The 10,215-nt window shown below is 41.3% G+C and carries 8 protein-coding genes and 1 pseudogene; 5 read left to right on the top strand and 4 right to left on the bottom strand.

Features of this window, described 5'->3' with window-relative positions; all coding sequences use genetic code 11:
* Positions 1-423 (top strand): annotated as a pseudogene (locus NJ959_RS19485) (tRNA uridine-5-carboxymethylaminomethyl(34) synthesis GTPase MnmE); the annotation flags it as partial.
* Between the two features lie 136 nt (positions 424-559).
* Here the strand turns inward: NJ959_RS19485 and NJ959_RS19480 are convergent.
* Positions 560-1,153: a hypothetical protein gene (locus NJ959_RS19480; protein ID WP_254013406.1), complete on the bottom strand. Its 594-nt coding sequence runs from the start codon at positions 1,151-1,153 to the stop codon at positions 560-562.
* A 380-nt stretch (positions 1,154-1,533) separates the two neighbouring features.
* Here NJ959_RS19480 and NJ959_RS19475 point away from each other — a divergent pair, with 380 nt between their 5' ends.
* Together NJ959_RS19475 and NJ959_RS19470 are read left to right on the top strand one after the other, a co-directional pair.
* On the top strand, positions 1,534-2,274 hold the full coding sequence (locus NJ959_RS19475; protein WP_254013405.1) for a hypothetical protein: 741 nt from the start codon (positions 1,534-1,536) through the stop codon (positions 2,272-2,274).
* A 43-nt stretch (positions 2,275-2,317) separates the two neighbouring features.
* Positions 2,318-2,761, top strand: coding sequence for a PIN domain-containing protein (locus tag NJ959_RS19470; RefSeq protein WP_254013404.1), 444 nt, complete (start codon positions 2,318-2,320; stop codon positions 2,759-2,761).
* A 33-nt stretch (positions 2,762-2,794) separates the two neighbouring features.
* Here NJ959_RS19470 and NJ959_RS19465 read toward each other — a convergent pair whose 3' ends face one another.
* On the bottom strand, positions 2,795-3,697 hold the full coding sequence (locus tag NJ959_RS19465; protein WP_254013403.1) for an LAPAL motif-containing putative phage structural protein: 903 nt from the start codon (positions 3,695-3,697) through the stop codon (positions 2,795-2,797).
* Between the two features lie 220 nt (positions 3,698-3,917).
* Here NJ959_RS19465 and NJ959_RS19460 point away from each other — a divergent pair, with 220 nt between their 5' ends.
* Positions 3,918-5,516 carry an alkaline phosphatase D family protein gene (locus tag NJ959_RS19460; RefSeq protein ID WP_254013402.1) on the top strand — a complete coding sequence of 533 codons (1,599 nt, stop codon included), beginning with the start codon at positions 3,918-3,920 and terminating at the stop codon, positions 5,514-5,516.
* Between the two features lie 58 nt (positions 5,517-5,574).
* Here NJ959_RS19460 and NJ959_RS19455 read toward each other — a convergent pair whose 3' ends face one another.
* Both NJ959_RS19455 and NJ959_RS19450 read right to left on the bottom strand, forming a co-directional pair.
* Positions 5,575-6,582 (bottom strand): hypothetical protein, encoded by a 1,008-nt coding sequence (locus NJ959_RS19455; protein WP_254013401.1) that lies wholly within the window; start codon positions 6,580-6,582, stop codon positions 5,575-5,577.
* Positions 6,583-7,039: 457 nt separating this feature from the next.
* Entirely contained in the window at positions 7,040-9,508 is a 2,469-nt protein-coding gene (locus NJ959_RS19450) for an ATP-dependent Clp protease ATP-binding subunit (protein WP_254013400.1), read from the bottom strand.
* A gap of 268 nt (positions 9,509-9,776) precedes the next feature.
* Between NJ959_RS19450 and NJ959_RS19445 the strand changes: the two genes are divergently transcribed.
* Complete coding sequence (locus NJ959_RS19445) at positions 9,777-10,025, top strand: hypothetical protein (protein ID WP_254013399.1); 249 nt, start codon at positions 9,777-9,779, stop codon at positions 10,023-10,025.
* Positions 10,026-10,215: the final 190 nt, after the last annotated feature.

Here is a 10,215-nt window from a genome sequence, read left to right as displayed (position 1 = left end):
CTTATTAAGGGGGGAGAATCTCAAATATTTACTATCGAACCTTCCCTTATTAAGGGGGGAGAATCTCAAATATTTACTATCGAACCTTCCCTTATTAAGGAGGGAAAATCTCAAATATTTACTGCTGCTGCTATTAATCAAGGAATAGATGAGTTGGAAAATGCGATTTTGGCAGGAGTACATGGGGGTAATATTAAGGCTGCTGATTTGGATTTAGCGATTAATCAACGACAAGCGGCGGCTTTAACTAGGGCAAAGTTATCCCTTCAGCAGGTGCAAGAGACGATTAGTGAAAGGTTGCCTTTGGATTTTTGGAGTATTGATTTACGAGGTGCGATTCAAGCGTTAGGAGAAATTACGGGGGAGGAGGTGACTGAATCGGTTTTGGATCGGATTTTTAGTCGGTTTTGTATTGGTAAGTAGGCTGATGGTGTGATATTGATATGTTCGTAGTAGGCACTTAAGTGCCTACTACAAACTAATATTACGGATTTAATTTCTATCCCTACTCCCTAATCCCCACTCCCTACTCCCTACTCCCTACTCCCTACTCCCCAAATTAGGCTATCGCAGCCGATAAGTTTTGCCACCTTTCCTGCCATAATTGCTGCATGGCTGCCATTACTTCTGGTAAATCGGCAAATTCTTGGCTTTGGCGGTTAATTTCTGCGGCTAATCCCTCAAGTGCGGTACAATCTCGGCAGAAGAGCAGAATTTGTTGCCAAGCACAGTACCATTTATTTCCGGCTTCCTGATGGAGGCGCATGGGTTGAGTCAGTTTTTCTTCTTGTTTGATATCCTGAGCTTGTTTTGCCCAAGCGTCGCGCCAAGGTTGCACGGTTTCAGGTATAGCATGTCGATCGTACCATTCCCTTTCGCAGCGCAAGATTTCGCCGATTTCGACGAGGGCGCAACGGGTGGTGCAGCGTTTGATGGCAGAGATTCCCTCTTCAATCCAAATGGGTAAACTCCGGTAACTGACAAATTTGGCCCGGGATTCTGCTAGTTTGACCCAGATTTGATGTCGCCAGCACTCAATCCTTTCGATTTTGTTGAGGGAGATTTTGAGGAAGGCGGCGACTTCCTGTCGTATCTCGTCTAGCGGAAGTTGTGTGGAATCTATAATCCCGGCGGTGATTAGGTTTTGAGACATGATAGCTTCTCCTGGTTTGGGTATGGAGAAACCCAAAAATTTAGCCACCCCGCAAAATTTTCCAATAGAATGCCGGGGTGGCTAGAGAAGTGTTAATATTTCTTCTAGCCTCCAGACTGCTTGTTTCAGTTGGGGGGTTAGCCGCTCTCTGCTGGTTTCTACAGCTTTGAGTGGCGCTAAGATTTTTAAGTTTTTCGAGTTAGTACAATTACTTTAGCAGCGTGACCGATTTCTGCTCAAGGGTCAAGCTTTTGTTACAAATCTTTAGGAAACGGTCAGGGGATCTAGTTTTCTAACCAGGGGAAGTGTAAAATGGTTAGAGAAGTAAGGATAATCTCTCACGCTAATTGTAGTATAGCTTCTGTCAAGGAGGCATCATAATGCTTAACAAAACTATGCCAGATCTTGAGCAAGAGAAATTGGATCGGACGACACTTGATGTGAATAGCATTAAGCAAATACTTGAAAGGAGTCTTACTTCTAATTCGTTAGAAGAGGAGGCATTAGAGTTTTTTAGGGAAATAGCTGCACTTAGAGGCAAAAGTGTCGATGATACTCTAGGTGAAATGATTGCTGGAACACGAAAATATTTAGAAGCTGTTAATACCCATATTGAATTTAAACATGACCTACCAACTGACATCAACAAATATGTAGATAAACTTGTCAAAATCTCTGAAGGTATAGAAGCCTGTTGGGATTTCTTTTCCATAGAAAGTCAGGAGTTCTTTATTAATGTGGCTGCCAATTTCTGTTATGTGGCTGATTCTAAGTTTAAAGGCTGGAAAGGATTTTTAATTAGGCTACGACTAATCTTACCTTCTCTTAAACAAAAACAAAATTTGTTTAAAAAATATCAAGAATCATTGCTGTTTATTCCCAAAGCTGTTGACAGGGTAACAGAGGCCAGAAAAAACAAATCTATTTCACAATTGCACCAGACAGGACAATCTCTATTGAAACGTGCAAAAGAAATAAATGGGAATCGGGATTCCTTGTTACCGTTTTTGAAACATTTAGGTCGTGACGAACAAGAACAAATAGAAAAGAACCAAGCCGCCATGGCTTGGGCTAAGGCAAGACTTGAAGAAATAAAAGTTAAACGTAACGGACAAAATTGATAACGTGATTGTTATTTTAGACTCTGGAGTTCTTAGCTTACTGGTGAGTCCAATTAAGGATGTATCTCAGGAAGAAGAAAATGAAATATCAAAATGTACAGAATGGTTTTATTACCTCCTCTCTAAAGGAGTTTATGTAGTAACTTCAGAAATTTCTGATTACGAGATTAGGCGAGAGTTTATTCGTATAAAAAGTGATGGTTTATCAATATTAAATAACCTGAGAAACGAGAAAGTGATTGATTTTCTGCCACTAACGACAGAAGTCATGCAAAAAGCTGCTGAATTATGGGCTGAAGCGCGTCAAAACCATATCCCCACAAGTGATAATAAAAATATTGATGGGGACATGATTATTTTAGCTCAATGGAGTCTACTAAGTGATGAGTATCCCGGAAGATTAGTGTTAATTGCTACTAAAAATATCAAGCACATGAAGATATTTGCTGAAGATAATGCCCAAGAATGGATCAATATTAAAATATAATGCTAAATTTAGATAGTCTTAACGATTATTTTCTCAATTTGTGTCTGAAAAGAGAGAAAGTTGAGTGTCAGGAGACATAGGAATAATCTCAATAACTTTCTGAATTGTGTGTTTACTAGATATTAACTCACCATTATAATCATACTTTTCAACAATTTTAACTTTAGCTTTGACTGCATCACCAGGGGCAATAATAATCTCTCTTTTCTTGAATCTGTTCAACCATTCTAAGTCATTAATTTTTGCCTCAACAATTCTTCTGCCATGTCGAAATTCCCATTTTGATTCACCTAAGTAATCTGGTTTCTTTACTTTTAAAATCATTATTGATTCAGATTCCATAGCCTCTTTTAATCGTAAATTCTCCAGAGATTCTGGAGAAATACTGAAATCACGATTAATAGGTATGTTTGATGACCCAATCATATAATACAGCTTATCGGCTGCCTGAAGCTCAGATTTAGCGCTTTGGCACTTATCTATACTTGATAATAAATCTTTGTCACTTGGAGGTAGGTAAATTCCCAGATTGTTAACTTCGGTATCTTTGGCTAAGGATATGAGTCTCTCTTTTAATTCCGATAATTCTGAGATATTATTTATTGTATCTCGGTGATTAATAAATTTGATAATAGAGGATTTTGATTCAACTAAATAAAATTGAATTGCTTTTATTATTGAATTGTGTAAAATCTTATCGTTTGTTGATTTTAAAACAATCTTGAGCCAGACACGAATAGATCCTTGATCTATATTCTCTAAAAGCAGATCCGGTTCAATATCATCTATGTCAAGGGATTTAATTAAAATCTTATCTGTGATTTTACAAAAATCTATAAGTCCTGACAATGCCCGAAAAACCCTAGCGGGATCTTCTGTCTCCCTAGCAAAGTCAATCTTAAAGCCAAAATCTGCTTGACTGGAAGCGTAAACCAAGGATTTTACTACCTATACATACATAAGAAATTTTCAAGTATTTATTATATAATCAAATGTCTCATAGATTATATCTGCCTGACTCCTGACGATCGAGATGCCATGGCGAACGTTTGTACTTATTATGGATAGTATAATCTCTCGTCGATCGATATAGGGATAAAAGACAGTCCAATATAAATGATTCGGACTAAAGTTTAGATAAGACAACAAAACTCTGATGAAACCTCCAAACCATCGTCAAATCAGCCGCCGTCGCTTCCTCTTGAATTCCGCGATCGCAACTGGTAGCATTATTACCACCAACCTAATCTCAAAATCGGGATTAGCCCAACGCTCCGCACCAGGAATTATCACCTCAGATAAAATGCGTCCCCAAATACCCTACGGGGTGGCAAGTGGCGATATCACAGGGGATAAGGCAATAATTTGGAGTCGGTGCGATCGCCCTGCTAAAATGATTGTGGAATACGATCTCGATTATTCATTTCGTAACCCCCAACGGATTATTGGTCCGGCTGCCTTAGAAAGCAGCGATTATACCGCCCGAATTAACCTGACTGATTTACCACCAAATCGGGACATATTCTACCGAGTAACTTTTGAAGATTTAGCCTATACAAATATCTACAGTCAAGAAGTTTTAGGTAGATTTAGAACTCCGCCTATTCTTAAAGGAGATATCTTTTTTGCTTGGTCCGGAGATACCGCAGGGCAAGGTTGGGGAATTAATCCAGACTGGGGTGGGATGAGAATTTATGAAACAATTCGACAGTTAAATCCTCACTTTTTTATCCATTCTGGCGATACCATTTATGCTGATAGTCCTATTCCAGCAGAAGTTAAACTGGATGATGGTAGAATCTGGAAAAATATTACCACCGAAGCCAAATCAAAAGTAGCCGAGACGATAACTGAATTTCGCGGTAATTTTATCTATAATCTACTGGATGAAAATGTCCGCCGCTTTAACGCTGAAATACCTCAACTTGTTCAATGGGATGACCACGAAACTCGCAATAACTGGTATCCTAGTCAGATGATAATTGATGATGACCGATATCAAGTTAAGAGTGCTTCACTATTAGCCGCACGAGCAAAACAAGCATTTTTAGAATACACTCCTACGCGCCTGGATAGCAACAATCCTGAAAGGATTTATCGTTCTTTTAATTACGGTAATTCCCTAGATATTTTCATGCTAGATCAACGTAGCTATCGAGGACCAAATACACCCAATCGTCAAACTAAAATTAGTGAAGAAACTGCATTTTTAGGGAAGGAACAAATTAGCTGGTTAAAACTTAAATTGCAGCGTTCAAAAGCCACTTGGAAAGTTATCGCCAGCGATATGCCAATTGGATTAATAGTGCGAGATGGTAAGAGTAATTTTGAGAACTTTGCTAATGGGGATGGTGCGGCATTGGGAAGGGAACTTGAACTTGCGGATTTATTGCGCTTTATCAAAGAAAAGAATATTAAAAATGTCGTGTGGTTGACGGCTGATGTTCATTATGCGGCTGCACATTATTACGATCCCGGCAAAGCACAATTTACTGATTTTAAACCTTTCTGGGAATTTGTGGCTGGACCACTGAATGCAGGGACTTTTGGTCCTAGCGAATTGGATAATACTTTTGGACCTCAAGTTAAGTTTCAAAGTATCCCACCCAACCTGAAACAAAATCGTCCTCCCAGTGAAGGATTACAGTTTTTTGGTACTGTGAAAATTGATGGAAAAACTGATTTAATGACGGTGGCTCTCTATAATTTAGAAGGGACACTATTATATAGTGTGGATTTAGTAGCAGAGGTTTAGTTAATCAGTAGGGTGCGTTATGTAACGCACCCTACTAATTAGCCATTAGCAACTTGTATTAATACGCCATACTTATCTTCTCCTGAGTAAAAACTCGAATACATTGCTGTAAGTTGTCAGCGACAAAATCCGGAGCTTTTTCAAAACCTAATTGATGGAGATTATTAGTCCCAATTGCATCCATTTGACCAAAAGCCAATTGCATCCCATTATCAGAGGGTTGAAAATAGGCAGTTTTCACATTATTAATCTGACTGCTATTGGCTGTTCCTCTAAAACAATGAGCGTTATCTGTTTGCAAAATATACTGTTGTCCAATAATCAAATCGCCTTTCTTTTTGAAGACTAAATACTCCTTTCCAGGACGATTTGATTCTGTCGATTCTCCATAAAAATAATTACCATCTGGCAAGTTTTTGATATCCATAAAGCTACTAGGAGATGCCTCTCGTTTTGGAGGTCTTAGTAAGGATATTTGAGTCTCTGGTGGTGTTAAAAAAACTGTGGGAGTTTCTGGCTTAATTGGTGATAAATGCTGAATTTTGGGTTTAGTTGGTAATAATGACTGAATTTCTGGCTCACTTGGTAATAAGGGCTTAATTTCTGGATCAGTTGGTAATAATTGTTTAATTTCTTTCTGAGTTGGTGATACAGCATCAGTTTCTGGGGTTGGTAATAATGCCTGAGTTTCTGGTTCCTTTGGTGCAACAGTCTGAGGTTTAGATTTTCTTGGAGATAATGCTTTTGTTTCTGGTAATTTTGGTAGATCTACTTGAGGATCTGGCTGAGTTGCCAGATCGGTCGAATTTTCTGGTAAAGTTGGCGATAACAAAGGATCGTCTGGCACATTTTGTGGTAACGTAGGAATGTCTGCCGGATCTATTCCTGTTGTTTCAGTATCTGCTTGTGTTACTGGAGAAGCCTGGGTTTTTGTTTGTTTTGGCGCGGAATTTTGACAGCCAAAAGAACTGATACCCACAATAGCTATAATTATTGTTAAGTTAATTAGCTTAGTGCTAGTTAGGTACATTTTTACTAATTTAGAATTACAACCATTAGTATTCACTTTTATTGTCCTACCTTTTTTAGTTCGATCGTAACTAAGGCATGAAAATCTTTTTTTGGGTTTATCCCAATAGATAATATAGACCGTTGATTACCGATCTAACCCCTCACCTCTAACCCCTCACCTCTAACCTCTAACCCCTATCCCCTACAGACCTACAGGAGAACTTTATCCTCCCATCACACCCTAAAATCGGGAAACGTTAAAGGTTTCTAATCCGCTATATGATTTATTATGAGATCTATCCTGTCGCTTCTGTACTAAGTTAATTTTAACTAATTTTCGGTAAGGTGTCGTCAATTAGCAAATAAAAAAATACGGCAGAGTGGGCTACCCAACTCTACCGTTAAATGAAAAAAACATATTTAAGGATGCAAGTCCCTCGGCTGCTTGGAGGGGACTTAAACTAGACATAGCCTGATTAAATCACAGCTTTTGTCTAGTTTAAGGCCCTCAGTTATTCAACTCCTTGAGGCAATAGTTCCCGCTTCTCACCTTCCAAAACCTTCACCTTACCCTCCTCATCGACATCAACAATGGAGGTATCTCCTTCCTTAACTCGACCGGAGAGAATTTCCTCAGCCAGGACATCCTCCAGCAAGCGCATAATCGCCCGACGGAGAGGTCTTGCACCGTAGCTAGGGTTGAAACCTTCTTCCAGGAGACGATCCTTGAACCGTTCCGTAACCTCCAGGGTAATGCCCTTTTCGATCAGGCGAACAAAGACCTCTTTGAGAAGGATATCAGCGATTCTCTTAACCTCTTCCTTGGTGAGTTGACGGAAGACAATAATCTCATCAAGACGGTTGAGGAACTCTGGGCGGAAATATTGCTTAAGTTCTTCATTAACCAGAGAACGAATGCGGTTGTACTGCGCCTCATCTTGATTGTCGCTGAACTCGAAGCCCAAACTACCGCCGCCCTTCTCAATCACCTTGGACCCGATATTGGAGGTCATGATCAGGAGAGTATTCTTGAAGTCTACAGTCCGACCTTTAGCATCAGTAAGCCGTCCGTCTTCCAAGATTTGGAGTAACATATTGAAGACATCCGGGTGGGCTTTTTCGATTTCATCGAACAGAACCACAGTATAGGGACGACGGCGAACAGCTTCAGTCAACTGACCACCTTCGTTGTAACCCACATAGCCAGGAGGCGAACCAATCAGCTTACTGACTGTGTGGCGTTCCATGTATTCCGACATATCCAGACGAATCATCGCTTCTTCTGAACCGAAGAAGTAGGCAGCGAGGGATTTTGCCAGTTCAGTTTTACCCACACCTGTCGGACCGGAAAAGATAAAGCTAGCAATCGGACGATTGGGGTTCTTTAATCCTACCCGTGCCCGACGAATAGCACGAGAAACAGCAGTAACCGCCTCATCTTGACCGATCAGACGCTGATGGAGAGTATCTTCCATGTGCATCAGCTTCTCGGACTCGGATTCGGTGAGTTTATTTACCGGAACACCAGTCCAGGATGCGACAATGTGGGCGATATCTTCCTCATCAACATGAGGCATATCGTCAGTGGTGCCAGTTTCACTCTTTTTATTTTGAGCGATCGTGCGAATTTCGGCTTTAATTTCCATTTCGCGATCGCGCAATTCCCCTGCACGGTCAAAATCTTGGGACCGAACCGCATCATCTTTTTCTTTGAGAATTTGGCGCAATTCCTTATCCAACTCTTTAGCTGCTGGAGGCAACTGAGAGTTAATCAAACGAACGCGACTTCCTGCTTCATCGATCAAGTCAATCGCTTTATCGGGTAAATAACGATCTGAAATATACCGAGCTGAAAGCTTCGCCGCTGCTTCCAGAGCACGATCCAATATTTTCAGCTTGTGGTGCTGTTCATAGCGTTCGCGCAAACCGTAAAGAATCTCAATCGTCTCTTCAACCGTGGGTTCACCTACCATTACGGGTTGGAAACGGCGCTCAAGTGCAGCATCTCGTTCGATATGCTTGCGGTACTCATCCAGCGTCGTTGCGCCAATGCACTGGAGTTCGCCTCTTGCCAAAGCAGGTTTGAGAATATTCGCCGCATCAATAGCGCCTTCTGCTGCACCTGCCCCAATCAGGGTATGAACCTCGTCAATGACCAGAATTACATTTCCAGCTTGACGAATTTCATCCATAATTTTCTTAAGGCGTTCTTCAAACTCACCTCGATATTTAGTGCCTGCTACGAGCAAACCAATATCGAGAGTAACGACGCGCTTGTCTTCGAGGATATCGGTTACATCACCGTTAGCGATTCGTTGAGCCAAGCCTTCTGCGATCGCAGTTTTCCCCACCCCTGGCTCACCAATCAATACTGGGTTATTCTTAGTACGGCGACCTAAAATCTGAATTACCCGTTCGATTTCCTTAGCACGTCCCACCACTGGGTCGAGCTTTCCTTCCGCAGCCATCTGGGTGAGATTGCTCCCAAACTCATCCAGTGTAGGTGTTTTGGTGCGACCGGAAGAACCGCCTGCTGGGACTTCCGCCGTTTCACCCAACATCCGAATCACTTGAGTTCTCACCTTGGTTAGATCGACACCCAAGTTTTCCAGGACTCTCGCGGCAACGCCTTCGCCTTCGCGGATTAATCCTAAAAGTAAATGTTCTGTACCAATATAGTTATGACCGAGTTGTCGAGCTTCTTCAAGGGATAACTCTAGAACCCGCTTTGCTCTGGGAGTAAACGGAATTTCTACCGCAACAAAGCCAGAACCCCTGCCAATGATTTTTTCTACTTCAATCCGAGCATCTTTAAGATTGACACCCATAGACTTGAGGACTTTGGCAGCGACGCCAGTGCCTTCCCCGATCAGACCCAGGAGGATTTGCTCCGTGCCAACAAAGTTGTGCCCCAGGCGGCGTGCCTCTTCCTGGGCCAGCATGATGACTTTAATGGCTTTTTCTGTAAACCTTTCAAACATCGTTTATTACCTGTTGCGTGCCCGTGTATTGCTGATTTTAGCATAGGAGAATTTTTCGATCGTCTATTAATCTACAATCGCCTGTACGGGAGTGGTCTGGATTTCCCCACCTTGTCTGTCGGATCGTGGGATCTATCGATCCCAGATCCCTCACCCCCTTTTCTTCTCAGGGCTGGCACATCCTAAAGTCATTCCCCATTAAATAGCTGGGTTAAACATAGTAGTATTGCAGATCTTGTAGTGCGATCGCAATTCGCTACAATGAATTTTGATCTATCTCCAGTTTCTCCATGACAATTCCGTCTTACCTTTAGTTGAGCTGATTCCTGAAGTTAGGGGCAGTTACATTCAGTTTTTAAGTGATGGGATTGTGGAAGGAACGAAGACTTTATTGGAACACCTCGAACAACCAAATAGAGCAGATTTAATTGACAATGACAAATATCGGTTAAGAAAGGCACTCGCAATTCTGACTCTGGTCAAAAATGAGGTGTATCAGTATGTTTGTTATTATTAATTTTGCTAACGAGTTAAATAAATAACCTAGGATCGACATGAAAAAACTCCCCCAAAATCAAAAGACTTTCCTATGGATTCCGAAACTGCTACCCAGTATAGGAGCGGGAACTGCTGTAACACTCCTATCTTTACTTAGTGACATCTCCTACACCAACCTGGGTACAGGTATGGTGTAGGCTTCCAAACCA

This window comes from Limnofasciculus baicalensis BBK-W-15 (assembly GCF_024178385.1).
Classification (GTDB): domain Bacteria; phylum Cyanobacteriota; class Cyanobacteriia; order Cyanobacteriales; family Coleofasciculaceae; genus Limnofasciculus; species Limnofasciculus baicalensis.
Note: the sequence above shows the minus strand (reverse complement) of the source record. Positions and strands in the feature narration are given on the sequence as shown.

What these genes read in the sequence shown, in the direction of transcription:
- NJ959_RS19480 (WP_254013406.1), bottom strand. Translation starts at nt 1,153, where the DNA reads ATGTCTCAAAACCTAATCACCGCCGGGATTATAGATTCCACACAACTT.
- NJ959_RS19475 (WP_254013405.1), top strand. Translation starts at nt 1,534, where the DNA reads ATGCTTAACAAAACTATGCCAGATCTTGAGCAAGAGAAATTGGATCGG.
- NJ959_RS19460 (WP_254013402.1), top strand. Translation starts at nt 3,918, where the DNA reads ATGAAACCTCCAAACCATCGTCAAATCAGCCGCCGTCGCTTCCTCTTG.
- NJ959_RS19450 (WP_254013400.1), bottom strand. Translation starts at nt 9,508, where the DNA reads ATGTTTGAAAGGTTTACAGAAAAAGCCATTAAAGTCATCATGCTGGCC.